At 40.5% G+C, this 26,346-nt stretch carries 22 protein-coding genes and 1 other RNA gene; 9 read left to right on the top strand and 14 right to left on the bottom strand.

The window, feature by feature from the left end; translation table 11 throughout:
• Nucleotides 1-237 precede the first annotated feature (237 nt).
• The 7 genes from infB to H6G44_RS09450 form a co-directional block, all read right to left on the bottom strand.
• On the bottom strand, nucleotides 238-3,330 hold the full coding sequence (gene infB, locus H6G44_RS09420) for a translation initiation factor IF-2 (RefSeq protein WP_190386204.1): 3,093 nt from the start codon (nucleotides 3,328-3,330) through the stop codon (nucleotides 238-240).
• A 440-nt stretch (nucleotides 3,331-3,770) separates the two neighbouring features.
• The gene (locus tag H6G44_RS09425; protein WP_190386203.1) at nucleotides 3,771-4,040 is read right to left on the bottom strand and encodes a YlxR family protein; all 270 of its coding nucleotides are present in this window, start codon (nucleotides 4,038-4,040) and stop codon (nucleotides 3,771-3,773) included.
• Nucleotides 4,041-4,183: 143 nt separating this feature from the next.
• Entirely contained in the window at nucleotides 4,184-5,461 is a 1,278-nt protein-coding gene (nusA, locus tag H6G44_RS09430; protein ID WP_190386202.1) for a transcription termination factor NusA, read from the bottom strand.
• A 139-nt stretch (nucleotides 5,462-5,600) separates the two neighbouring features.
• The gene (rimP, locus tag H6G44_RS09435) at nucleotides 5,601-6,062 is read right to left on the bottom strand and encodes a ribosome maturation factor RimP (protein ID WP_190386201.1); all 462 of its coding nucleotides are present in this window, start codon (nucleotides 6,060-6,062) and stop codon (nucleotides 5,601-5,603) included.
• Between the two features lie 313 nt (nucleotides 6,063-6,375).
• A non-coding RNA gene (gene ssrS / locus H6G44_RS09440) (6S RNA) lies at nucleotides 6,376-6,560 on the bottom strand.
• 39 nt (nucleotides 6,561-6,599) lie between these two features.
• A complete protein-coding gene (locus tag H6G44_RS09445; RefSeq protein WP_190386200.1) occupies nucleotides 6,600-7,760 on the bottom strand; it encodes a 5-(carboxyamino)imidazole ribonucleotide synthase in 1,161 nt (386 codons plus the stop codon).
• Nucleotides 7,751-8,239 (bottom strand): pentapeptide repeat-containing protein, encoded by a 489-nt coding sequence (locus H6G44_RS09450; protein WP_190386199.1) that lies wholly within the window; start codon nucleotides 8,237-8,239, stop codon nucleotides 7,751-7,753. The genes H6G44_RS09445 and H6G44_RS09450 overlap by 10 nt, the downstream gene beginning before the upstream one ends.
• A gap of 497 nt (nucleotides 8,240-8,736) precedes the next feature.
• Here H6G44_RS09450 and H6G44_RS09455 point away from each other — a divergent pair, with 497 nt between their 5' ends.
• Nucleotides 8,737-9,060, top strand: coding sequence for a slr1957 family protein (locus H6G44_RS09455; RefSeq protein ID WP_190386198.1), 324 nt, complete (start codon nucleotides 8,737-8,739; stop codon nucleotides 9,058-9,060).
• Between the two features lie 132 nt (nucleotides 9,061-9,192).
• On the opposite strand, the gene H6G44_RS09460 is transcribed toward H6G44_RS09455, so the two are convergent.
• Together H6G44_RS09460 and glmM are read right to left on the bottom strand one after the other, a co-directional pair.
• Nucleotides 9,193-9,831, bottom strand: a complete 639-nt coding sequence (locus H6G44_RS09460) for a peroxiredoxin (protein WP_190386197.1) — start codon at nucleotides 9,829-9,831, stop codon at nucleotides 9,193-9,195.
• A gap of 125 nt (nucleotides 9,832-9,956) precedes the next feature.
• A complete protein-coding gene (glmM, locus tag H6G44_RS09465) occupies nucleotides 9,957-11,393 on the bottom strand; it encodes a phosphoglucosamine mutase (protein ID WP_190386196.1) in 1,437 nt (478 codons plus the stop codon).
• Between the two features lie 210 nt (nucleotides 11,394-11,603).
• On the opposite strand from glmM, the gene H6G44_RS09470 reads away from it, so the two are divergent.
• The 8 genes from H6G44_RS09470 (at nucleotide 11,604) to H6G44_RS20625 (ending at nucleotide 20,643) form a co-directional block, all read left to right on the top strand.
• Complete coding sequence (locus H6G44_RS09470) at nucleotides 11,604-12,320, top strand: biliverdin-producing heme oxygenase (protein WP_190386195.1); 717 nt, start codon at nucleotides 11,604-11,606, stop codon at nucleotides 12,318-12,320.
• A gap of 246 nt (nucleotides 12,321-12,566) precedes the next feature.
• Nucleotides 12,567-14,291, top strand: a complete 1,725-nt coding sequence (locus H6G44_RS09475) for a diflavin flavoprotein (protein WP_190386194.1) — start codon at nucleotides 12,567-12,569, stop codon at nucleotides 14,289-14,291.
• Nucleotides 14,292-14,332: 41 nt separating this feature from the next.
• Nucleotides 14,333-16,039, top strand: coding sequence for a diflavin flavoprotein (locus H6G44_RS09480; RefSeq protein ID WP_190386193.1), 1,707 nt, complete (start codon nucleotides 14,333-14,335; stop codon nucleotides 16,037-16,039).
• An 83-nt stretch (nucleotides 16,040-16,122) separates the two neighbouring features.
• Nucleotides 16,123-16,338, top strand: a complete 216-nt coding sequence (locus tag H6G44_RS09485) for a type II toxin-antitoxin system HicA family toxin (protein ID WP_190386192.1) — start codon at nucleotides 16,123-16,125, stop codon at nucleotides 16,336-16,338.
• Complete coding sequence (locus H6G44_RS09490; protein WP_190386191.1) at nucleotides 16,335-16,565, top strand: type II toxin-antitoxin system HicB family antitoxin; 231 nt, start codon at nucleotides 16,335-16,337, stop codon at nucleotides 16,563-16,565. Before H6G44_RS09485 ends, H6G44_RS09490 begins: the two co-directional genes overlap by 4 nt.
• Nucleotides 16,566-17,031: 466 nt before the next feature.
• On the top strand, nucleotides 17,032-18,462 hold the full coding sequence (locus tag H6G44_RS09495) for a DNA methyltransferase (protein ID WP_190386190.1): 1,431 nt from the start codon (nucleotides 17,032-17,034) through the stop codon (nucleotides 18,460-18,462).
• A gap of 25 nt (nucleotides 18,463-18,487) precedes the next feature.
• Complete coding sequence (locus tag H6G44_RS09500; protein ID WP_190386189.1) at nucleotides 18,488-19,435, top strand: AvaI/BsoBI family type II restriction endonuclease; 948 nt, start codon at nucleotides 18,488-18,490, stop codon at nucleotides 19,433-19,435.
• Between the two features lie 1,082 nt (nucleotides 19,436-20,517).
• Nucleotides 20,518-20,643: a hypothetical protein gene (locus H6G44_RS20625; RefSeq protein ID WP_313885302.1), complete on the top strand. Its 126-nt coding sequence runs from the start codon at nucleotides 20,518-20,520 to the stop codon at nucleotides 20,641-20,643.
• Nucleotides 20,644-20,720: 77 nt separating this feature from the next.
• On the opposite strand, the gene H6G44_RS09505 is transcribed toward H6G44_RS20625, so the two are convergent.
• From H6G44_RS09505 to fusA, 5 genes are all read right to left on the bottom strand, one after another.
• Entirely contained in the window at nucleotides 20,721-21,050 is a 330-nt protein-coding gene (locus H6G44_RS09505) for an RNA recognition motif domain-containing protein (protein WP_190386188.1), read from the bottom strand.
• 309 nt (nucleotides 21,051-21,359) lie between these two features.
• Nucleotides 21,360-22,010 (bottom strand): LON peptidase substrate-binding domain-containing protein, encoded by a 651-nt coding sequence (locus H6G44_RS09510; RefSeq protein ID WP_190386187.1) that lies wholly within the window; start codon nucleotides 22,008-22,010, stop codon nucleotides 21,360-21,362.
• A 219-nt stretch (nucleotides 22,011-22,229) separates the two neighbouring features.
• Nucleotides 22,230-22,547, bottom strand: a complete 318-nt coding sequence (rpsJ, locus tag H6G44_RS09515; protein WP_015113498.1) for a 30S ribosomal protein S10 — start codon at nucleotides 22,545-22,547, stop codon at nucleotides 22,230-22,232.
• Nucleotides 22,548-22,888: 341 nt separating this feature from the next.
• Nucleotides 22,889-24,118 carry an elongation factor Tu gene (gene tuf, locus H6G44_RS09520; protein WP_190386186.1) on the bottom strand — a complete coding sequence of 410 codons (1,230 nt, stop codon included), beginning with the start codon at nucleotides 24,116-24,118 and terminating at the stop codon, nucleotides 22,889-22,891.
• Nucleotides 24,119-24,140: 22 nt separating this feature from the next.
• Nucleotides 24,141-26,219 (bottom strand): elongation factor G, encoded by a 2,079-nt coding sequence (gene fusA / locus H6G44_RS09525; RefSeq protein ID WP_190386185.1) that lies wholly within the window; start codon nucleotides 26,217-26,219, stop codon nucleotides 24,141-24,143.
• Between the last annotated feature and the right edge of the window lie 127 nt (nucleotides 26,220-26,346).

Raw genomic sequence — 26,346 nt, forward strand, 5'->3', positions numbered from 1 at the left:
TTCTTAATTAAACAGATAATTTTTTTAAATTTATAGCAATCCGCCAGGAAGTTAAAACATTAATTGATCATCAAACTCCGACTAAAACAGGGTTTTATTTCTTCCCTCTTCCTCAGTAACTCCGGCGATATCACTTGTAAATAACGGAGTGCTGAGTTGACATCATTTGAGTGTTGAACTCGAAACAGTCTCAATTCAACACTCATTAACTCAGCACTCAACGCTGGATGCACGTCACTATTTAGTCATAGTCAGAGTCCGACGTTTAGTTACCAATTGGTAGGATTCAATGATGTCATTTTCCACCCAATCATGGAACTTATCAATGCCGATACCACATTCATAACCTGCGTTGACCTCACGAGCATCTTCTTTCATCCGTTTGAGGGAATCAAGAACACCTTCATAAACCACCTTATTATAACGACGGACGCGCACTTTACAGTTGCGAACCAGTTTACCAGATTGAACATAACAACCAGCAACCGCGCCTCGGCCAACTGGGAAGACAGCACGGACTTCCGTTTGTCCCAAAGGTTCTTCCACCAATTCTGGTTCGAGTAAACCTTCCAAAGCACCTTGGATATCTTCCAAGAGTTTGTAGATGATATTATATTCTCGAACATCTACACCTGCTTCATCCGCAGCTTGCCTCGCGCCGCTGGCGTAGGTAGTGTTGAAACCAATGATGACAGCATTACTAGCCGCAGCCAAGTCTATGTCTGTTTCGGTGATTTCTCCAGCCGTAGCCAAAAGCATCCGAATTTGCACTTCGTTTTGAGGAATTTGGCGGAGAGAGCCGATAATAGCCTCCACAGAACCTTGCACGTCGCCCTTGAGGATCAAGTTCAGTTCCTTCAACTCGCCTTCTTGTGCTTGTGCTGATAGGGTTGTGAGAGTGACACGACCTTGCAACAAGCGGGATTGACGTTGTTTGTCGGCGCGATCGCTGGCTATAGTACGAGCTTCTTTTTCATTTTCATAGACCTCGAAATCATCACCAGCAGCAGGGACATCACTTAAACCCAATACTTCCACAGCAAAGGATGGACTAGCCAGATCTACACGCTTACCACGGTCATTGACCATAGCACGGACCTTACCGAAAGCTGAACCAGCCACCAGCATATCTCCAACGTGGAGAGTACCATTTTGAATTAGCAAGGTAGCAACTGCACCTTTCGCCTTATCCAAATGAGCCTCAATGACTGTTCCTTTTGCGACCCGATCTGGATTAGCGGATAGTTCGGCTACTTCCGACACCAACATAATCATTTCTAGGAGGGTGTCGAGGTTTTCGCCCTTAATGGCGCTAACGGGAACCATGATGGTTTCACCACCCCAATCTTCAGCGGTGAGACCATAATTAGTAAGTTCCTGTTTAACCCGTTCTGGCTGCGCGCCTTCTTTATCAATCTTGTTGATTGCCACAACAATGGGAACATTAGCAGCTTTGGCGTGACTAATAGCTTCAATGGTTTGGGGACGAACACCGTCATCAGCAGCTACAACTAGCACGGCAATATCCGTCACCCTAGCCCCTCTGGCACGCATCGCGGTGAAAGCTTCGTGACCAGGAGTATCAAGGAAGACAATCTGCTGTGGTTTACCTTCATGGACTATATCAACATGATACGCGCCGATATGCTGGGTAATACCGCCCGCTTCCCCAGACGCAACTTTGGTTTTGCGAATGGAATCGAGGAGAGTAGTTTTACCGTGGTCTACGTGACCCATAATGGTAACAACTGGAGGACGACGAATGAGGTGATCCAAGTCGGCCACATCAATCATTTCCGTGACCTTCCGAGCTTCAGCCTCTCTTTCAACGATTTCGACTTCAACTTCTAGTTCTTTGGCGACTAGGGTAATGGTAGGAATATCCAGATTTTGGGTAATACTGACGGCCATACCCTTCATAAACAGGATTTTGACAATCTCTGTATCGGCAATTACTAGGGCATCAGCCAATTCTTGAACTGTTAATGGGCCAGTAACAGCCAGTGTAGCTGGACGGTCTGGTTTTTGATCTACATTTTCTTGACGACGATGTTGGTCACGGGAAGAACTGGATTTTTTGCCTCTGGTAGTAGGAGCAGCCACAACCGCTACGGCTGGGACACCGGCACGAGTACCCTTGGGTTTGGGGGGACGGGCAATGGAAAGACTCACTTGCACCGCTGTAGAAATTTCTAGACCATCTTCATCTAGTAAATCATCCTCATCTAGTAAATCATCTTCTACGATTGGTTTGACCCGTTTGCCCTTGGGTCCAATCTTAGCTTTTTCCTTGATTTCATCAATGATTTCTTCTTCTTGCCATTTTTTCCCACCCTTGTTCAAACGAGGGGGTGTAGGGCGTTTTAAATCCAGAAGATCAGGAATTACTGGTGTTTCATCCAATACTTCTTTTTTCCCACCGCCCACATTATGTCTGGGTGGAGTTGCCGTGGGAATGGCCGCTGGCTCACCGGGACGTGCAGGTCTAGGACGTTGGATATCTCCGCCAACTGATGGTCTACCACCGCGCTGTTCTGGCCTTGTTGGTGCCGAAGGATTAGCTCGACTGGGTTTCGGTGGTGGTGATGGTAAACCTTGGTCAGTTGAAGGTTTACTGGCTTTACCTTTAATTGGTTGCCTATCTTCTTCAACGCGTTGCTGGCGATCGCGTTTGAGGAGAGGTTTTTCCGATGTTCCTAAAGTTGGGGTTTCCGGTACTTTTGTGCCATCTACCCTAGGGGAAGGAGAAACCAACTGGGGTTTTTGCGCTTTCTCTGGTTTTGGTCTGGGAGTAGATATTTTCTCTGATTTTTCCGCTGCTACCTTCTCCCCGACCGGTTGAGGGAGAGATACCTGTTCTGGTTGAATAGGATGAGGTTTAAGCGGAGTCTCGGATTGATTCCGGGGTACTGGTCGAGTTGGTGCCGTCGGCTTCATAGATGAGACTGGTGTAGCAAAAGGCCGTGGAGGTGAAGGACTATTAGCCTCAGCAGCATTAGCAGCAACTGAAGTATCGGGTAAGTTGGTGGTAGTGTTTCTCAATATTTTCGGTTTGCGAATTTCTAGAATTTGCTGTTTGTGATTGGCGCTTGGACGGTTTTGGGATGAATTTGGTTTATGGCCGTTTGTACCTTGTGCCTTTTTAGAGGCCAAATTTGTAGCGACAACTTTTTCGGCCGCACTACGAATTTGTTCAGCTTCCGATTCGGAAATCGTGCTGCTATGGCTTTTGACCGCAATATCGAGCTGGTCGCAAATTGCTAGTAGCTCTTTATTATCCAAATTCAATTCCTTTGATAAATCATAGATTCTAACTTTTCCGTTGTTCATCCACTCTTTCCCCTTTAATTTACAGTTTTAATGGATGGTTGCCTGGTTTGTGACATCTCCACCCTTTGATCACTGCTTTTTCGGTTGCCCTTGGTGAGATCGCCGGTGCCTCCAGTTAGGAAAGAGAGATGTTTCGGTTTAATACTGGCATCTCCACCAGGAGTGATGGTTGATGCAGAACTGGGATTTGACGCTACCAGGTTGCCATTGTTGGTTTTTTGTTTTGCTGATTTGTGAGTCTTCCACAATACAATCAAAAAAAAACTTGTTGGGAGTAAGGCCTTCCGTTTTGTCCACAAAAGGGAGATTGAGAAAGTTGTTTACATCCATCTACTATTTTGACACTAACTTGAGCGATACTAAAGGTGACGATCAGATCCCGAATAATTCGGCTTTGGTCATAATATTCTGAGAGATGATCGCAATTTTAGTTGTTACCATTAAATACGATCTTGGCGATCGCTGTGATTTAGAAGTTGCCACAATGTTTGATACACTGTATCTGGCACTGTTCCATGCAGCGATCTGCCTAATCTATTTTTTTTCTGAGCTGCTTGTAGGCAACTCTCCTGTGGACAAATATAGGCAGAACGCCCCATGCCCTGATCTAATTGTACCTTTCCAGATGGAAAGACGCGGACAATCCGCCAAAACTCTTGCTTCAAGTTTACTTGACGACAACTAATACAACGCCGATAGTTGGGTTTCATCAGTCTTTTGCCAGATTCAGCTAAATATCTTGGGGATGTTAAACAATGTCTTTTTGAATACTTATTGTGATTGATAATTGAGTCAGATGCCCCTTTGCCTTATGCCTCTTGCTTGCTCAAATTAGTTTTGACAACTCCAGGAATTAATCTTCCTCCCTACTGTCAAACCTATCCTCCTCCAATTCTAATTCTTCTTCCATTTTATCTTCTCGGTTAGACCTATCATCGTGATCATTTTGTGGTTGATTTTGGGCTCTCACCGCTGCAAATTTAATATCTTCGGCTTCCTGGTCATATTTAGCCTGATCTTTAATATCAATTTTCCAACCAGTGAGACGGGCTGCTAACCGGACATTTTGCCCTTCTTTACCAATAGCTAAACTGAGTTGATCTTCAGCAACTAAAACATGGGTTTGGCGACTTTCTGGGTCCATGAGTCTGACCTCATCTACCTTTGCTGGGCTCAAAGCATTGGCAATATAGGTAGCTGGATCTGGAGACCAGCGAATCACATCAATTTTTTCACCCCGTAATTCATTTACTACCACTTGGATTCTTGATCCCCTCGCCCCAATACAAGCCCCCACGGGGTCTACATCCCGGTCTAGGGTATCAACGGCAATTTTTGTCCGCGGTCCAACATAACGAGAAGGGGGATTAGCTTCCCGGGCTACAGCCACAATTCGCACCACCTCATCCTCAATTTCTGGAACTTCGTTGGCGAATAGATAAACAACCAAACCTGCATCAGCACGAGATACCATTAATTGCGGACCTCGTTGCTGCCCTTGAGAAACTTTTTTCAGATATACCTTAAAAGTTGCATTAGCCCGATAGTTATCATTGGGTAGCTGTTCCCGTTTGGGTAATTCTGCCTCTACTTCTGATTGTCCAAAGCCGCTAGTAACTGCCAAAACCGCAGATTGGCGTTCAAATCGCAATACTCTAGCTTGTAATACCGTGCCTTCTAAGTCTTGAAACTCTTCTTGCACCATTTGGCGTTGTTGATCCCGTAGTTTTTGCGCCAATACTTGCTTAGTTTGCATGGCAGCCATGCGCCCAAATTCCCCCTGATCCGGGGTGACATCCAATACTACAGAATCTCCCAGTTGGGCTTCTGGGGCTACTTGCTGGACTTCGTCCAAGGAAATTTGATGATCAGTGTTACTAACTGTGTCGACAATAGTTTTGGTGGAAAGAACTCGAAATCCTTCGCCATCAATATCCAATTCTACCTCAAAATTATTGAAATACTCTTCATCAAATTGTCTGCGTTCTAAATTTTGGGCGCGACGATAACGTTCGTAACCTTTAATTAGGGCTTCTCTAATGGCTGCTTGTACAGCTACACGCGGTAAGTTTCGTTCCTGGCTAATACTTTCGATTAGCTCTTTTAATCCCGATAAAGTCACCATTGACATACGCAGTCTCCTAAAATTTTATGTAAACGGTCAGCACAATGAGATAACTGATAAAAAGTAATTGTTTTACCAGAACCAATTACTCCTTACCAATTACCAGTTACCAGTCCCTAATCCAAAGTCTAAAATCTAAAATTGATTAGTGACGCTCATCCATTTGTACACTGGTAATAAGCTCACGGGGAATTTTCACTACACGACCCTTTTGATTTAGGTAAACTGTAGTCTCGTCCCGGCGAATCAATAGACCTATCCACTCTTGCTGTTGCTCGTAGGGTGGGGAAGTGGAAATAATTACAGGAAATCCTTTGAAGGAAATAAACTCCCTGTCTGTTACCAGTTGCCGCGAAATACCAGGACTGGATACTTCCAACACATAAGCGTCTGGGATGATCTCTCCCTCGTCTAGTGAGGCTTCTAAGTCCCGGCTCATCCTTTCACAATCATCCAGGCCAATGTCCTGTAGAGGATTAAAGATATCTACCCGTAAGACTGGGGGACGTTGGTTTGTATGAAAAACTATACTAACAACTTCCAATCCTAGTTTTGCGGCTACTGGTGTCGCCAAATCAGTAATTTGTGGTATTAAAGGATGAGTCATGGGAGAATTCAATAAAAAAAGTGGGCTTCAACCCACTTCCTGCGATAGGGATATCTTCCAAGAAGTCTTGTGACGAACTGCATTTAGTTCGCCCCTAACATGAGTGTAGCGTATTTCTTTAATTAGTCATGACTGACTGGAAAAAATCGGGGAACTCAAGAGTATGGCTAACGCCACGCTTCGCTATCAGCAGGATTTAGAAGTACAGATATTAATAATAAAACTCTTGTGCTGTGGGCATCTTGCCCGCTAAGTCGAAATGTGACTCATTGTAAAGCTCCCCAGTTTAACCAACTAGAGAGCTAAAATTTTTTAGTTCACCGCAACGCCGTTTTACCTAAGTTTATGACCTGGTTAAACCAGGTGGGAACTGAGGGTCCTCGTTTAAAGTTTCCGGGTACAAGCCCGGTATACTGCCACGAGAATTGTTTAGCTCCCTTGTTGTTAAAGACATAGATCAAAAAACTTGATGGCAGTCACCAATCGTCGTAGTGCAACTAACCCATTATAGCTTTGAAAAATAGTTTGTGTGTTTATCTAGGGAAAATTTTGGCAAATTTTTTCTGGGGGATACCAGATAGATTCAATTTTGTGTATAATGTCCTTTAAGGCATTTCTTTGATCTGCCTCTAATAAAACTGTGATATGTCCAAGTTTACGCCCGGGACGAGCTTCTATTTTGCCGTACCAGTGGACAGTGGACTGGGGAATAACTGCGAGTTGTTGGCGTTGTTTTTGGTAATTGCTTTGGCAGCTTTCATATCCTAGCAAATTAACCATAACGGCACTAGAACAATTTAATCTAGTATTGGTTAATGGTAAACCACACACGGCTCTCAGATGTTGTTCAAATTGGGAAGTTTCGCAAGCATCCAGGGAAAAATGCCCGGAGTTGTGGGTCCGTGGTGCTATTTCATTAATGAGAATTTTCCCCTCATTAGTGAGAAATAGTTCAATACCAAAAACTCCTACATATTCAAGACTATTTAATAGTTTATGGGCGATCGCTTCGATTTGCAAATTTTGCTCTTTGGTAATTTTAGCTGGTGCAATTACCCACCGACAAACCTGTTCTTTTTGGAAAGTTTCTACCGCTGGATAGATGACAATTTCCCCATTTACAGAACGGGCTGCAATTATAGCCAGTTCTTTGGTAAAAGGCACAAATTCTTCAATTAAAAACTGAGTATGACTTTGATTAATTATTATTAATAAATTCGTCAAATCGGGAATAATAAAAGTTCCCTGTCCATCATATCCATGTCTTCTAGCTTTGAGAACCACAGGAAAACTCAAACCTTCAATTTGAGATTCTACCTCTTTTTCCGCTGATAATGCCAAAAACTGGGGAACTGGTAAACCTAAATCCCGTAAATAGCACCGTTGTTCATATTTATCTAACAGCGGTGCTAAAGCTGATAATTGAGGACGAAAACAAACACCCTGTTTTTCGAGTAGTGATAAAGCAGCAATATCTACAAACTCGTTTTCAAAGGTAATGATATCACACTTTGTAGCTAAAATTTCCGTAGCAGCGGCATCATCAACTGCGGACAAAATGCTATCATGGGCAATAGATACGGCTGGGTCATTTTGACTAGGAGTTTGGACTATTAATTCTACTCCCAGCTTGGTTGCTGCGTTTTTCATCATCCAAGCTAGTTGTCCACCACCAATTATACCAAGTTTCATTGACATCCTAAGGAATCACGAGTTTCTACACCAGTTTGGGAATTTACACCACTGGCTTTTTGACATAGCTCTTTTATTTGTGCTTTATCTAAAATTGCATCTGTAAAATCTGCACCTGTAATATTAACATCTGTGAAGACAGTCCGAAGTAAAAGAGCTTCTATTAAAACGGCATTACTTAAATCAGCACCTATTAATTTTACCTCATTGATCATAGCATTTGTTAAATTTGCTCCATGTAAATTTGCTTTTGTCATTACGGAAGCGCTGAAAACTGTTCCTCGTAAATCTGCACCTGTAAAGTTGGTCATTTCCAGGTTAGCGTTAGAAAATTCCGCAGCTTGTAAACTTTGTCCAGAAAAGTCTTGTCTTGACAATTCTGCATTACTATATGATAAAGGATGAGTCCAGTCTGCTAATGCTGGCTGTGTGACGCACCAAACCATAATTCCTAAAATCCATCCTAAACTTTTTTGCCAAAACATTGTTAATGAGTCCAGGTCAATAATTGATAATTAGTTCAGTTTTGCATAAACGTTAATATTTTGTAATCATATTTTGAATTACTCCCTTTTCTTAATTTTAACTAAGGTTTGCTGAAAAAGTTATTTGTGAGGGCTAGGAGTTCAGGAAGAAGAAAGAAGAAAGAAAGTTACCACTAACCACTGACAACGGACAATGGACAACTAACCACTGACATTTATTAAGTTTGATTACAAGTAAAGTTTGTTATCTTTTGAAGTCTAGTAGTGACAAGAACTGATAATCTTTATTAATAGGTTGGTGTTAAAAATTGTCATTATATAACCATGGGAGCAGAATTTTTAATATGTATAAAATAATTTAACAAATATCGAAAAGGATGAACCAAAAGCCATATAATCAGAGATATTTACGGCTGAATACGGCTATATCTAACTAAGATCTTCAACATACTTAAGTTAACAGACTGTAAAAATTTACAAAGCAATTGGTATTTAATATGATAAACCATTACTCTATTCAATGGATTGAAGCGTGGTGCTTAGAAAACGGCTGGACGGATTTATTTGTTGAGAGACGGGGTAATTATTGGGCGTTTCCTCCGGGTGGAGTCATGCCAGAACCAATTCCTATGGAAGTTTTAAGGGTAATTAAAGAAGAAAATGGATTAACTAATCAGGAAAGGTATTGGGCTTGTGCTGCCATATCCACCACTATCATAGCAGTGATTTATGCTTTTTGGTTTAAATGCCCTATTCCCTTAGTTTTGTCCTTTGCATTTAATGCGGTGACAGTAGCACAATTTGAACCAGAGGATATCTAGATTATTAACGGTTTCCTATCTAAAGATACGGGTTGAGAAAACTGACAACTGACAACTGACAACTGACAACTGACAACTGACCACTGAGTGTAAAATCCCCTAAACTAAAGCCTAGGGGATTTTTAAGGAAACCTACTTGTTAGGTTGAGGAGTCATTCGCAAATAAGGTTTGATTTCTTGATAACCTTTAGGGAATTTGGCTTTGAGGACTTCAGGATCTTTCAAAGATGGTACAATCACCACATCTCCACCGTCTTTCCAGTCTGCGGGGGTAGCAACGCTGTAATTATCGGTTAATTGCAAAGAATCAATAACGCGCAAGATTTCATCAAAGTTGCGTCCGGTGCTGGGAGGGTAGGTGAAAGTGAGACGGAGTTTTTTATTGTTGTCAATAATAAACACAGAACGCACGGTGACAGTAGCTGCTGCGTTGGGGTGAATCATATCATAAAGTTCGGAAACTTTACGATCTGGATCTGCCAAAATCGGGTAGTTGAGGGTGGTGCTTTGGGTTTCTTCAATATCCCCCACCCAGCCATTGTGAGATTCTACATCATCAACGCTGAGAGCGATCGCTTTGATGTTGCGTTTGTCAAATTCTGGTTTTAGTTTAGCAACAGTTCCTAGTTCGGTGGTGCAAACTGGTGTAAAGTCAGCAGGATGAGAGAATAGTACCACCCAGCTATCACCAGCCCAGGAGTAAAAGTCAATTTCCCCATGGGTAGAGGCTTGAGTAAAGTTAGGTACTGTATCACCAAGACGAAGAGTCATAGAAGATTCCCTGTGTTCTAAAAAGATATCTAAATTATACCGTGACAGTATAACACAAAAGACCGATTATCCTATCGGTATGTCGTGGTTTGTAACAAAATTTTAAGTTTGTTGTTTCTGAACTTTTAAGCTAGGTGTTGTTCAACTTGTGAAACTAATTCATTTGTCCAATGGTGGACAAGTTCAGCATTTGCGGCTTCTACCATGACCCTAATTACGGGTTCGGTTCCAGAAGCCCGGACAAGGATTCGACCATTATCACCCATTGCTGCTTCGGCTTTAGCAATGGCTTGTTGCACTGGTTGACAATTTTCCCATCCTAACCGTCGCTCCCGATCTAATACTCGCACATTTCGTAAAATTTGGGGATAGGTTTGGAAACTTTGGTCTACCATTTCTCCCAAGGAAAGATTAGCTTCTTTGACCACAGCGGCAATATGTAAAGCTGTTAATAAGCCATCGCCGGTCATGGCATAATGACTACAAAGGATATGTCCTGATTGTTCTCCTCCCAACATTCCCCCAGTTTTCCGCATTTCGGCTTGGACATATTGATCACCGACAGCGGTACGAATTAATTTACCACCTATTTGTTGCCAAGCTTTTTCAAAGCCTAAATTAGCCATTACGGTAGAAACTATCAAGTTATCTGGAAGTTGTTGTTTTTGTTGTAAATGGCGACCCCAAAGGTAAAGAATATAATCACCATTAACGGATCTCCCCGTATTATCCACAGCTAAAACTCGATCTGCATCGCCGTCAAAAGCAAAACCCATATCGGCTCGATGCTCTTGGACTGCGGTTTGGAGAATATTTAAATGTGTAGAACCGCAATTGACGTTAATGCGATCGCCATCTGCCTGATTATGTAAACAAATTACCTCTGCACCCATTTCCGTAAATACCGTAGGTGCTAAACCTACTGCTGCACCCCAGGCTAAATCTAGAACAATCTTCATCCCTTGGAGGGTAAGTCCAGATGCTAAAGGTGTTTTAATAGACTGGCTATATGTTTTGATCAACTCTGGACGAGAATAGTGTCTGCCACAATTATGGATTTGAGAAGCTGGAGATAATTTACCTCGTAATCCCCCTTCAATTTCGCCTTGTAGGGCTTTGGATAACTTTCCGCCATGTTGATCAAATATCTTAATTCCGTTGTCTTCTGGGGGATTGTGGCTGGCGGAAATCATGATTCCACCAATAGCAGGGGTAATGCTGGTCAGATAGGCTACGCAAGGTGTGGGACATAATCCTAAATACCACACTTCTATACCAGCAGCGGTTAAACCGGCACTCAAGGCCATTGCTAACATATCACTGGAGTTTCTGGAGTCTTGTCCCAATATAATCGGTCCAGGATGATCAGTATGGCTACGGAGGACAATCCCCGCCCAAAAACCCACTTGTAGGGCTAAAGGTGCATTTAGTAAGTCTCCTACTTGACCACGAATACCATCTGTACCAAATAGAGCGTTGGTTGGTAATGGTATGGAATTTAACATTCCGCTATTTGCAAATTCGGAAATACAGCCTTGAGTCCTAGCCATTAATGAAACCATAATTTTAAACACTCCACACAATCACACAGGAGAATAGCATTTTCTTCCATGATTGTTGACGTTGATGAAACACCAAATGAACTCATTGCTTAATGATTTTTAATATAAATTCTCATCAAATAGTTTTAATCTTACGTTTTAATGGGGTTTTTTCACCATTATGAATAAAAAACCCCCACGGTTAATTTTTTTACAGTTGAGAATTTTAATATGAGCAGCAATTTAGCAAGCAAATTACGTGTAGGTACGAAGAAAGCACACACTATGGCAGAAAACGTGGGTTTTGTCAGGTGTTTTTTAAAAGGAGTTGTGGAAAAAAACTCCTACCGCAAGTTGGTTGCTAATTTTTATTTCATTTACTCAGCTATGGAAGAGGAAATGGAAAAACACCAGTATCACCCAATTCTCGGTAAAATATATTTTCCTGAACTGAACCGTAAGTATACTTTAGAACAGGATCTTCATTATTACTATGGTTATAATTGGCGGGAGGAAATCAAATTATCTTCTGCGGGTGCGGCTTATGTCAACCGGATTCGGGAAATTTCCACTACCGAACCAGAATTATTAATTGCTCATTCCTATACTCGTTATTTAGGTGATTTATCGGGGGGGCAAATTCTCAAAGGCATTGCCCAAACGGCAATGAAGCTGGGTGAAGGTGAAGGAACTGCTTTTTATGAGTTTGCAGATATTACCGATGAGAAGGCATTTAAAGCTAAGTATCGAGCCAATTTAGATGCTATGCCTATTGATGATACTACAGGTGATCGTATTACTGAAGAAGCAAATGCCGCTTTTGGTCTAAATATGAAGATGTTCCAAGAGTTGGAAGGTAATTTAATTAAAGCCATTGGTATTATGGTTTACAATGCTATAACCCGTAAACGTACCAAAGGTAGCACTGATTTGGTAACTGCTGAATAATGAATTGAGAAATAATTAACAATTCTGATATTATGTAGGGGTAACAGCCTTGTGATTGTTTTTTGTTGAGGAAAACAACCGGAGGGAAGTTGCCCCTAAATTTTAATTGACAATGAGTAACTATGGAAGCGGGAATCATCAATTGAATTTTCTTAACTTAGCCATAGGTTTTTTAATAAAAATTAATATTCAACCTGTGCCACAATGGTTAAAGGCATAAATACTCAATTTATTAAGGAGGGCGTTATGGTATTGCTCACGGAAAAGTTAAAGAAACGCTTGACTATAAATACTATAGACATCAGTGAAAATACTACCGCAATTCGCTCTTTAGACTGGGACAGGGATCGCTTTGATATTGAGTTTGGTTTGCAAAATGGCACAACATATAACTCTTTTCTGATTCGTGGTGAGAAAATAGCCCTAGTTGATACCTCCCATGAAAAATTTCGTCAACTTTATTTTGATACTCTCACGGGTTTAATTAATCCCCAAAATATTGATTATTTAATTGTTAGTCACACTGAACCAGATCACAGCGGGTTAGTAAAAGATTTATTACAACTTGCTCCTAATATAACCGTTGTTGCGTCAAAAGTGGCAATTCAGTTTTTAGAAGATTTGGTACACCAACCATTTAAGCGTAAAATTGTTAAAAATAGCGATCGCTTGGATTTAGGCAATGGCCATGAATTGGAATTTGTCATTGCTCCGAATTTACACTGGCCTGATACCATTTTCACCTTTGACCACAAAACCCAAATTCTCTACACCTGCGACGCTTTCGGGTTACACTACTGCTCAGAAAGTACCTTTGATGACGATTTAGCAGCCATTGAAGCCGATTTTCAATATTACTATGATTGTTTAATGGGACCCAATGCCCGTTCTGTCCTGTCTGCAATGAAGCGCGTGGCAGAATTAAAAACCATTCGCATGATTGCCACTGGTCATGGTCCCCTATTATATCACAATGTCGAAGAATTGACAAGCCGTTATCGCCATTGGAGTCAAGGACAAACCAAAGCAGAAACCCCTGTAGGAATATTCTACGTCTCCGAGTACGGTTTTGGCGATCGCATTGCCCAATCTATAGCGAATGGGATTACTAAAACCGGTGTGGCTGTCGAAATAACAGATTTAGCCAGTGTCAACGAATTACAAGAGCTGCGGGAACTCGTAGGACGTTGTACGGGTTTAGTCGTAGGAATGCCTCCAGCTTCCGTTAATTCTACCATTCAAGCGGCCTTAAGTACAATTTTAGGTTCAGCCAAAGAAAAACAAGCCATTGGTATTTTTGAAACCGGTGGAGGAGATGATGAACCTACCTATCCGCTGTTAAATAAATTCCGGGCTTTAGGGTTGCACGTATCTTTTCCCGTAATTGAAATTCGGGAAACACCCACAGCTAACACTTATAAAAAATGTGAAGAAGCGGGGACAGATTTAGGACAATGGGTGACAAGAGACAAAAGCATCAAAGCTATGAAATCTCTTGGTGCTGACTTAGATAAAGCTTTGGGTAGGATTAGCGGCGGTTTATATATTATCACAGCTAAAAAGGGTGATGTATCCAGTGCCATGTTAGCTTCCTGGGTCAGTCAAGCCAGTTTCAAACCCTTGGGCTTTTCTATTGCAGTGTCTAAAGATCGGGCAATAGAATCACTGATGCAAGTAGGTGATCGCTTCGTTCTTAATATACTCGAAGAAGGCAACTATCAACTATTAATGAAACATTTCTTAAAAAGATTTGCTCCTGGTGCAGACCGTTTTCAAGGAGTGAAAACCCAACCTGCGGAAAATGGCGCACCTATCCTTACAGATGCTCTAGCATATATAGAATGTGAAGTAGTTAGCCGTATGGACTGTGGTGATCACTGGGCAGTATACAGCACAGCTTACGCGGGTAGAGTATCAAATCCCGATGCTATGACAGCAGTACACCACCGAAAAGTCGGAAATCATTATTAAAAGCAATTGACAACTAACCACTGACTAATGACCACTGACTAATGACCACTAAACCCCGTGATGTACAAATATTGCCCATTGGTACAGATACCATAATACTGCGATCGCGCAGTTGGGCAAGATTAAGATTTGAAATTGAATATGCTTTAGCTAAGGGAACAACGGCTAATTCTTATCTCATCCAAGGCGATAAAAATGCCCTTCTTGACCCCCCTGGCGAAACTTTTACCGAAATTTACCTCCAAGCCTTACAACAGCGGTTTAATGTCAAAAATCTTGATTATGTGATCCTTGGTCACGTTAACCCGAACCGGGCTGCGACGTTAAAAGCTTTGCTAGAAATTGCACCTCAAATTACCTTTGTTTGTTCTAACCCAGGAGCGATAAATTTACGGGCTGCTTTGGAAAATCAGAATTTATCAATTTTGGTCATGCGGGGGGAAGATACCCTGGATTTAGGTAAAGGACACCATTTACAATTTATTCCCACTCCTAACCCCCGTTACGCTGACGAACTTTGTACATGGGACCCGCAAACAGAAATCTTATTTTCTGATAAACTATTTGGGGCGCATATTTGCTCAGATCAGGTTTTTGATGAAGGTTGGGAGGTGTTTAATGAAGATAGACGCTATTATTTTGACTGTTTAATGGCACCTCACGCTAAACAAGTCGAAACAGCTTTAGATAAATTAGCAGATTTGCCGGTGCGAATGTACGCTACTGGTCATGGTCCAATGGTACGCTATGGTTTAATTGATATTACCAAGGGTTACAGAGAATGGACTAAACAGCAAACTTCCGCTGATATGACTGTAGCTTTAATTTATGCCTCAGCTTATGGTAATACTGCAACTTTAGCACAAGCGATCGCTCGCGGCATTACAAAAGCTGGTGTAAGTGTCGAATCTATCAACTGTGAATTTACTGAACCGGAAGAAATCAAAGCCGCAATTGCAAAATCTGCTGGTTTTGTCATAGGTTCTCCCACCCTAGGAGGACACGCACCCACACCAGTACAAACAGCTTTAGGAATAGTTCTCTCAACTGCGACTAATAATAAATTGGCGGGGGTATTTGGTTCTTTTGGTTGGAGTGGAGAAGCGGTTGATTTAATTGAAGGTAAACTTAAAGACGCAGGATACAGATTTGGTTTTGACACCATTCGCGTCAAGTTCAAACCTAATGAAGTCACATTACAAACCTGCGAAGAAGCGGGAACTGATTTTGCCCAAGCATTGAAAAAAGCGGCAAAAAAATTAGTTGTTGCTAAACAACCTGCTACAAATGTCGAACAAGCAGTAGGGCGGATTGTTGGTTCTTTGTGTGTAGTTACAGCAACTCAAGGAGATGTTAAAACGGGAATGTTAGCTTCTTGGGTGACACAAGCCAGTTTTAATCCGCCTGGTTTAACTATTGCGGTTGCTAAAGACCGAGCTATGGAAAATATGACTCACACAAATAACCAATTTGTCGTTAATATTTTAGCAGAAGGGAGAGAAATCCGCAAGCAGTTTATGAAAGTTTACACTCCGGGTCAAGATAGATTTGCTGGTTTGGACATTCAAGAAACTAATAATGGCGGAATTATTCTCAATGGTGCTTTAGCGTATCTGGAATGTTCTGTACAAAGTCGGATGGAAGCAGGTGATCATTGGTTGGTTTATGCTACTGTTGATGATGGTAAAGTCTTAAATCAAGATGGTGTCACAGCGGTGCATTATCGCAAATCAGCGAGTTATTATTAATTAGTAGGGTGGGTAATACCCACCTAAATATACAGCAAATTACAGATAAATATTTTTAACAAAAACAACTAAATTAAGGATGAATGCCTAAAAAAATTAGACAGTTAAAGACAATGTTATCAAAGGCTGGGTTTGTTTACCGTCCTGCTAAAGGTAGTCATAGTTTTTGGACTCACCCATTAATACCTGAACAACCAATTACAATATCAGGAAATGATGGAGATGATGCACTAAAATATATAGAAAAACAAGTAAATCATGTTTTGCAGAAGTTGGAAAAACTAAAGGAGGAAAAATGAACTATCGCTACAGTATGGTTATTCAATGGTCAGATGAAGATAAATTCTATTTAGTACATTTACCCGAATTTCCCTGGCAACAATTCCACACTCATGGAAAAAGCTATGCTGAAGCTGCAAAACATGGACAGGAAGTAATTGAATCTTTGATTGCATGGTATCAAGAACAGGGAAAATCTTTACCAGAACCAATTTCTTTACCTGAAAAAGCATTAAAAGTGGCATAATCAATTATTCCCTGTGATCGCATTTTTGCAGTTTACCATTTACAAGTGATCGCTTCCCTGTCCCCAAGCATCATATTTTTGAAGTTTGGACAAAGGTGATGTAAATACAGTATACAGGAAAATAAAAAAAATATCTCATAAATTTTATTTTGATGCTATAATTACTAACCTTGCAAAAAACAAAATAGTTATGTACGGTTTAAAATTGCTCGTTCCCAGACTCCGGCTGGGAATGCCTACCAGGAGGCTCTGCCTCCAATCCCAGAATACAAGCCATTTTACCCGATTTTGTGCTGGTACTTGAGGCAGAGCCTCATCAACTGCATTCCTAGTCAGAGACTAGGAACGAGAATCAGCGAGTTATTATTAACACCTTACGTCTTGGACCCTCTAGAATTAGATAGAGGGGTAATTTTTTTATGCTATGATGTAAAATGTCTGCTAATATTTTTAATCACTTTAAATAATGCTTCATTTTCAACAATTAGAACCTCAAACACCAAATCATCAAACACAAAATATTGAAATTGAAAATCTTAACACCCAACTATACCAGCACTTTGCTAATAAATTTTGCATAGAAGATGTTCTCAACCGCAAGATTGTTAGTTTTCAGGCTAATAAACTTAAATCTATTTACCGATGGTACAAATATAAAGAAGCTTTTTCTGCTTCATTGGTAGAATATTTACTAGATAAATATATAATCAAATCTGGCGAAATATTAGACCCTTTTGCTGGTAGTGGAACAACTTTATTTGCAGCTAGTAATATAGGATTAAATGCTGATGGAATTGAATTACTATCTATTGGAAAAGAAATTATAAATACTAGGCTCATTTTAGAACAAGAATTTACAGCAGATGATTTCACAAAAATTCTATATTGGTCTAAAAATTTTCCTTGGGAGAAATCAAAAAATCAACAAACTATTCAAGAAATAAAAATTACGACAGGTGCATATCCTCAAGAAACATTAAACGAAATTCAAAAATATATCGGTGCTTACCAAAATGAAAATTGTAGAATCAAGCAAGTATTACAATTTGCACTATTATGTGTTTTAGAAGCAATTAGTTACACTCGCAAAGATGGACAATATTTACGTTGGGATTATCGTTCTAGTCGTCAACAAGGTAATATACCTTTTAATAAAGGAGAAATTCTCAGCTTTAAACAGGCAATTAGTTTTAAAATTACGGAAATTTTAGCAGATATTCAAACTGGGAGTCAACAAGGTGAACTTTTTCCCAGTAAAACTAAACAAGGTGGGATTCGTTTGTTTACAGGTTCTAGCTTAGATATAATGCCACAATTGCCAAATTCTTATTATGATGTAATTCTTACTTCTCCTCCTTATTGTAACCGTTATGATTACACTAGAACTTATGCTTTAGAACTTGCTTTGTTAGGAGTAGGACAAGAAGAAATAGTTAATCTTAGACAACAAATGTTAAGCTGTACGGTTGAGAATAGACCGAAAGATTTATTAGCAATTAATTCTCAATGGTTAAATGCTATTTTGGCTACAGATCAGCAAAAATTACTCCAAGCAATTTTACAATATTTGGAAGAACAAAAATTACAAAAACAATTAAATAATAATGGTATTCCGAGAATGGTAAAAGGTTATTTTTATGAAATGGCTTGTATAATTTATGAATGTTATCGAGTCATGAAACCACAAGGGTTGATGTTTATGATTAATGATAATGTGCGTTATGCTGGTGTGAGTATTTCAGTGGATATGATTCTATCGAATATAGCTGAGTATCTGGGATTTAAAGTAGAAAATATTTTAGTTTTACCCAACACTAAAGGTAATAGTAGTCAACAAATGGGTATACATGGACGTGATGCACTGAGAAAGTGCGTTTATGTTTGGAGAAAAGTTTAATTTAATCAAATTAAGGTAACTGAAATTGGCATATAAAAATCATTTAAATACAGGTCTTGATTTAGTAACAGCTTATGAAAAAACTAGGGCTGGTTTTGTTGCTTTAGCTATTGAAAGAAACCGTCGAGCTACACCATTTATTGATCAAGCAAGAGTATTAAAAACTATTGCTTCTCAAGTTAATAATCCTGCTGATTTAATGAATCTGATAGAAATACAACCTGCTTTATTAGCTGCATCTGGAGTTTCCGATAAAGCCGCAGGTTATTTACAGCCACAGGATAAAATACAAGCTATTCAAGGGTTAATTAAGGAGTTTTTAGAACCAGCAGGTTCAGATTTTGTAGAAGAATTAATTTATAGATTTTTGCTAACAAGAGGAGATACGCTAGGTGGTTCAATGAGGAATGTAGGTGGAGTGTTAGCACAGCGTAAATTAACTCGCGCAATTTTGGCTAATCTTGCACTTGCTAATATTCCTTATTATTGGTTACATTCTACAACTAAAACATGGATTCCGATGACGGAAGAAGATGCAGGAATAGATTTATATTTGAAGGGTTTAAGTTGGTCTATTGGTAATAAAAATAGAGCCATAATTTATAATCTGACAGTTCCTTTAGTCAAAAGTAATATTGATGTGTGTCTTTTCAACTGTGGTTATCAACAAATTTCTCCTGCAATTTATAAAATTCCCAATCTTTATATTGCACTGGGGGAATTAAAAGGAGGAATTGATCCTGCTGGTGCTGATGAATATTGGAAAACAGCGAGAACTGCTTTATCTCGAATATGGAAGGCATTTTCTCAAATTGATTTGTCACCACATACATTTTTCATTGGTGCAGCTATTGAAAAACCTATGGCTGAAGAAATATGGAATGATTTAGAATCTGGTAAATTGAGCAATGCTGCTAATATGACAAATGATACTCAAGTTGACTCGATCTGTCACTGCTTAATCAGTTTATAGGATTTTTAGGCGGACTTTTGCAGTTTACCATTTACAAGCGATCGCTTCCCTGTCCCTAAGCATCGCATTTTTGGAGTTCAGACAAAGGTGATCTGAATACGATATTTAAGAAAATAAAAAATATATCCCTCGTTCCCAGACTCCGGCTGGGAATGCCTACCAGGAGGCTCTGCCTCCAATCCCAGAATACAAGCCATTTTACCCGATTTTGTGCTGGTACTTGAGGCAGAGCCTCATCAACTGCGTTCCTAGTCAGAGACTAGGAACGAGAACAATATTTTATATAAACGCTTGACATATTATTTTTTTCTTGCTATATTGATTTACATAAGTCAAAGATTTACATATAAGTCAAATGTTTAAATAAAAAAAGGGCAGACCCCCTGTATAAGATAAGTCCACCCTTATTAAAATTAAATTTGATACAGAAGAAAACCGATGTTTCTGCAAAAAACTAAATTTACTTCTGTTTAATGATAGTAACAATAGATTCCACTCGGTTAACAGTGGAATCTGTGTATTTCGCTGTGTTAGCTAGATTGAAAGTAATGTAGCTAATTAGAGCCAAAGCCACTAAGACGAAAGCGTAGTGTTTCAGCAACTGAGTTCTCCTCACTAGGTTGTCAATACACAATCCATGGTCGACCAGCACCCCGATTTCTATTGGAGTGGCATTTTTGATTTTTGGGTGCATATGCTTTAAAGTCTAGCACGTACCAGATAAATAAAGCAACAATAATTTGTACTTAATTTCTCGATACCAGCGCTATTAGTACAGTTTGTTGAGAACTACAAAATTATTAAAGTGTGTAAATCTAGTTCTCAAGCAATAAAGTTAGATTTTCTTAGAACAAGTGTACTATTTTAGTATTAATTAATACTGTCATCTGAAACCTAGATCCAGTTATTAGCCTGACAGATGAGCAGTTTTATCAACTCTGTATGGACAATAATGCACAAGCAGAATGAATTATTGTGCCTCCAGTAGGAGAAGAAAGCGAACCTAGTGAAGCTGATTTAATTATAAAAGCAGGTAAAATACACCGAATATATAAATAACGGCTTACAATTGCGTTGATTAATTGACCCAAAATCAACAAATAGAAATTTACCAACTGGGAAAACCTGTAGAAATTGTTCAATTTCCTGTATTTCTGTCTGGAGAGGACGTATTACTAGGATTTGCATTGCAATTTGGGAATGACTAAAAAAATTACCCACCCCGCGAACGGAATAGGTAATCTTTTCAAGACTCAATCACTAAAAGATTTTAGCTAAATTTAGCCTAATAGCGATTACCGCCGCCACGGTTGCCACCGCCACCGCCACCACCGTAGCCACCACCACGATTACCACCGGAAGGACCTCTGTCTTCCTTAGGTTTTGCTTTGTTAACTTTTAAATCACGACCCATCCATTCAGCACCATCAAGAGCATCAATAGCAGCCTGTTCTTCAGCGTCAGTACCCATTTCTACAAAACCGAAGCCGCGCAAGCGACCTGTCTCACGGTCTGTAGGAAGTTGAACACGTTTTACAGAACCGTACTCTGCAAAAACTGTACTTAGCGCATCTTGTGTAACTTCGTAAGAGAGGTTACCCACGTAAATTGACATAGAATATTTCCAAAATCATAAGAGTGTAGAGATTTAGATTTCGGAGAAAGGTCTGTAAATACTAAAAGGGAAAGCCTGTCAATACTAACCACAAACATCACCGCCGAATTAATTCCCACCCTTTAATGATTACACAAAAAATCAGAATTGTGCCAAGAAGTTTAAAAAATGTTGTAAAAAGTCATATTTGTTGTTTATGAGTGGTCTTAACAGTAAACTACACCCATTAAATAACCCTATACTCTCTACTTCAGCTATAAAACCTTGGATTATATTCGCTTATCCAGATGTCAATTTATCCTTAACTGTTTAGCTTATATCACTAAACGTATCTTTAAGAACAGAGCGTGCTGCTAGATGATTACGAGTAGAGGTAAGAATTTCCGCTTCTCGTTCTAAACGCGCAACTGTGTCCTGTATTTCTAGTAATGCTTGTTGTTCTGGAGCGACACCATAAAGATTACTAGCTATCCAATAAGATAGTTCTGTGGGTAAGTCTGGTAAATCATTTGGTAGTTCAATCTCCTGTTCTGTTAATTTGGATGAAAGATGCACTACATCCCGCAATAGTTGTTCTACTTCAGAAGCTAAAGGACGTAGATCCTTAGCTGGTGATTGATCTTCGATCCATTCTACCAAACCGACGCGGTAGGGCTTTTCCCGGACATATTCTAAAACTCGAAATCTTTGTTGTCCTAAAGCTAATAGCTTGATTCTGTCATCGGGTAGTCGTTGATAATGGAGAATTTCCGCACAACAACCCACATTAGCAATTGTACCTTTGGTGGGATCAATCATCAATACGCCAAAACGGCGATCGCTTTCCAAAATCGTATTCATCATGATTCTGTAGCGAAATTCAAAGATATGTAGGGGTAATGGTCTGGTAGGAAATAGAACTACTTCGGGTAATGGAAATAGAGGTAATTCACGCACGGCAATTTTAGAGGAGGATGTCATGGTTATTTGAGTATAAATTTTATTCTTAAAATATATTGTTGGCTATTTTTCCCGCACTTGGTTTCTATTTTACCATGATGTTTTATGGTTAATAAAAAGCCCTGAGATAAATTTTCCCAGAGCTTCCTAAATGTCAGTGGTCAGTTGTTCGTTGTCAGTTGTTTTTTCTTCACCACTGACGATTGACCACTGACCACTGACCACCAACGATTGACAAACTTACAATTTGACTTCAATATCTACACCTGAAGGCAAATCTAGCTTCATAAGTGCATCAATAGTTTTAGAAGAAGGCTGATAAATGTCAATAATCCGACGATGGGTGCGGGTTTCAAAATGCTCACGGGAATCTTTATCTACGTGAGGTGATCTTAGTACGCAATATATCTTGCGTTTTGTTGGTAAAGGAATTGGTCCGATAGCTGTCGCGTTGGTGCGGTTAGCGGTGTCTACAATCTTCTCGCAAGATGTATCTAATAAACGTCGGTCAAATGCCTTTAAGCGAATTCTAATCTTCTGCTGCTGTAGAGTTGCCATTTTTAGTTTTCCAGGTTCGGTAAATTTTAGACTTTAGATTTTAGATTTTAGATGTTCAATTTCATCCCCAATCCAAAATTTAAAATTGTTTATGGGAATAGAAAGGAGCAGAGATTTTATTACTTATCTCCGCTCCTTTTTGACATACTCACCGACCTGAAGGTGCGGTGATTCTTGACACTTCAATGAAACACGCCACAAGTGGTCTTATCGTCCCTCCATGTCCGTTTAAAGTCTCCCAATGCCCTATGGCGACTATGACCAAATTTTAACATAAAGCCGTCCTAGAAGGACGGGGCTTGTGTCCCGTCTTTTCGGTCATGAGAGCAAAAAGGTGAGTGTTATTTCAAGATTTTAGCGACAACACCTGCACCAATAGTCCGGCCACCTTCACGAATAGCGAAGCGCATACCTTGTTCAATAGCAACTGGGTTAATCAATTCTACTGTTACTTTGATGCGATCGCCAGGCATTACCATTTCCACATCTTTATTATCATCAGAGGTAAAGGCTTTGATTGTACCTGTTACATCAGTTGTCCGCACATAGAACTGAGGACGATAACCAGCGAAAAATGGTGTTTTCCGACCACCTTCTTTCTCTGTTAAAACGTAAACTTCACCTTGAAACTGAGTGTGAGGTGTAATTGAGCCTGGTTTAGCTATTACCATACCCCGCTCAATGTCTTCCTTTTTCATACCGCGTAGTAGTACACCGGCATTATCACCAGCCATACCTTGATCAAGGCTCTTCTTGAACATTTCGATCCCAGTGACTGCGGTACTGCGGGTATCTCTGATGCCAATTAGCTCAACTGTATCGCCAACCTTAACGACACCGCGTTCAATCCGTCCAGTAGCCACAGTACCGCGACCTGTGATGGTGAACACATCTTCCACAGCCATCAAGAATGGTTGGTCTATAGCCCGCTCAGGAGTGGGAATATAAGAATCTACAGCATCCATTAATTCATAGATTTTATCTACCCACTTATTCTCACCACGCTGAGTTTTGGGATTAGCGGTCATTGCTTGGAGAGCTTGTAGACCTGAACCTTTGATAATGGGAATATTGTCACCATCGAAATCATAGTCGGTGAGCAGTTCCCGCAATTCCATTTCTACCAATTCCAGCAATTCCTCGTCATCCATCATATCTTCCTTGTTCAAGAAGACGACCAGACTAGGAACACCCACTTGTTTGGCCAAGAGGATGTGTTCACGAGTTTGGGGCATAGGACCATCCGTAGCTGCAACTACTAAGATGCCTCCATCCATTTGCGCTGCACCTGTGATCATGTTTTTCACATAGTCAGCGTGTCCAGGACAATCCACGTGAGCATAGTGACGACTAGCTGTTTCATACTCAACGTGAGCAGTATTGATTGTAATACCCCGAGCTTTTTCTTCAGGTGCATTATCAATTTGGTCGTAGCCTTTAGCTACAGCTTGACCCATAGCGGCCAAGGTCATGGTAATAGCTGCTGTTAAAGTAGTTTTGCCGTGGTCAACGTGGCCAACAGTACCGATATTAACGTGAGGTTTAGTTCTTTCAAACTTTGCGCGTGCCATGAATAATCGTTTCCTTTTTTAATTAAGCGTTCCCTTTACTTTTTGAGATGATTCCCTCAGCTACGCTGCGAGGCACCTCTTCGTAGGTACTAAACTCCATCGTAAAGATACCTCTACCTTGGGTTTTTGACCGGATATCAGTGGCATAACCAAACATGGTTGCCAGTGGAACTTTCGATACTACCTTCGCAAGTCCTTGTTCAGTGCTTTGGCTTTCAATCTGTCCTCTGCGGGAGATTAAGTCACCAATCACGTTACCGATATAGTCTTCAGGTACTTCTACTTCAACTTTCATGATCGGCTCTAAGATCACAGGAGAGGCTTTTGTAGCCGCTTCTTTTATGGCCATAGAACCAGCAATTTTGAAAGCCATTTCTGAAGAGTCTACGTCGTGGTAAGAACCATGTATTAATGTAGCTTTGACATCAATAAGTGGATATCCAGCTAAAATACCAGATTCACAACATTCTTTCATGCCCTGTTCAGCAGGTCCGATGTACTCTTTCGGTACAATCCCACCGACAATTTTAGAAACAAATACAAAACCTGTACCTGGTTCACCTGGTTCTAAATTGATCACTACGTGACCGTACTGACCCTTACCACCACTCTGACGGATAAATTTACCATCAACTTTTTCGACGGCTTTGCGAATGGTTTCACGGTAAGCCACTTGGGGAGCACCAACGTTTGCTTCTACTTTAAATTCCCGTAACATCCGATCTACGAGAATTTCTAGGTGCAATTCTCCCATGCCCGCAATTACGGTTTGGTTGGTTTCTGGATCAACACGCACCCGGAAGGTGGGGTCTTCTTCGGAAAGAGATTGCAGTGCTTTGGAAAGCTTGTCCATGTCATTCTTGGTTTTGGGTTCAACCGCTACCGAGATCACAGGCTCAGGAATAAATAGGGATTCCAAAATTACTGGTGAACCTTCATCACAAAGGGTATCACCTGTCAAGGTGTCTTTCAATCCTAAAGCAGCGCCTAAGTCACCTGCCCGTAGTTCATCTACGTCTTGTCGGTCATCTGCTTTCATCAGCACTAACCGAGAGATCCGTTCTTTTTTATTCTTGCTGACGTTAAGAACGTAACTACCTTTCTTCAGCACACCAGAATAAACACGAACGAAGGTCAGGCGACCGTAAGGATCAGCCATAATCTTAAATGCCAAGGCTGATAATGGTTCTTCATCATCAGCATGACGTTCTACAGGATCACCGTTGAGTAGGGTTCCTTGAATTGGTGGCACTTCCAGTGGTGATGGTAGGTAATCTATCACCGCATCTAACATCAGTTGCACGCCTTTGTTTTTAAAGGCTGAACCGCAAAGCACTGGTACAATTGTCCCAGCAATTGTTCCCTTTCGGAGGGCAGTACGGATTTCTGCTTCTGTCAGTTCTTCGCCCTCGAAGTACTTGTTCATCAGCGTGTCATCAGTTTCTGATACGGCTTCTACCAGCTTGACGCGGTATTGGGCTGCTTTTTCGGCTAGATCTGGGGGAATTTCTATTGTTTGGATATCAGTTCCTTGGTCGTTGGTGTACATATATGCACACATTTTCACCAAGTCTATAATCCCTTTAAATTCGGTTTCACTACCAATAGGTAGTTGAATAGCAATGGCATTAGCTCGCAAGCGATCGCACATCTGGTCATGCACTCTATAGAAGTTCGCACCGGTGCGATCCATCTTGTTAATAAAGGCAATGCGAGGGACTTTATAGCGGTCTGCTTGTCGCCATACTGTTTCTGATTGGGGTTGAACACCACCTACGGAACAAAATACAGCGATTACACCATCTAATACTCGCATGGAACGTTCAACTTCAATTGTGAAGTCTACGTGACCGGGAGTATCAATAATGTTAATTTGATGATCATTCCAACTGGTACTAATGGCGGCAGCAGTAATGGTAATTCCCCGCTCCCGTTCCTGTTCCATCCAGTCTGTAACGGCAGTTCCTTCATGAACTTCGCCAATTTTATGAATGATCCCAGAGTAAAATAATATTCTCTCTGTTGTCGTTGTTTTGCCCGCATCTATATGCGCCGCAATACCGATATTGCGTACTTTCTCTAGCGGGTTCGTGCGTGCCACAGTTACCTCCTATCGTTTTCCCCTCATGATATCTGCTATATAAATCCTAGACAAAGCTAGATATTTACTTCTTACTTCAATGGGAGCATGGGAGCAGTTATCCCTCAGTAAGCTTTCACGCTTTAGC

The sequence above is a fragment of the Aphanizomenon flos-aquae FACHB-1287 genome, assembly GCF_014698755.1.
Classification (GTDB): Bacteria; Cyanobacteriota; Cyanobacteriia; order Cyanobacteriales; family Nostocaceae; genus Dolichospermum; species Dolichospermum flosaquae.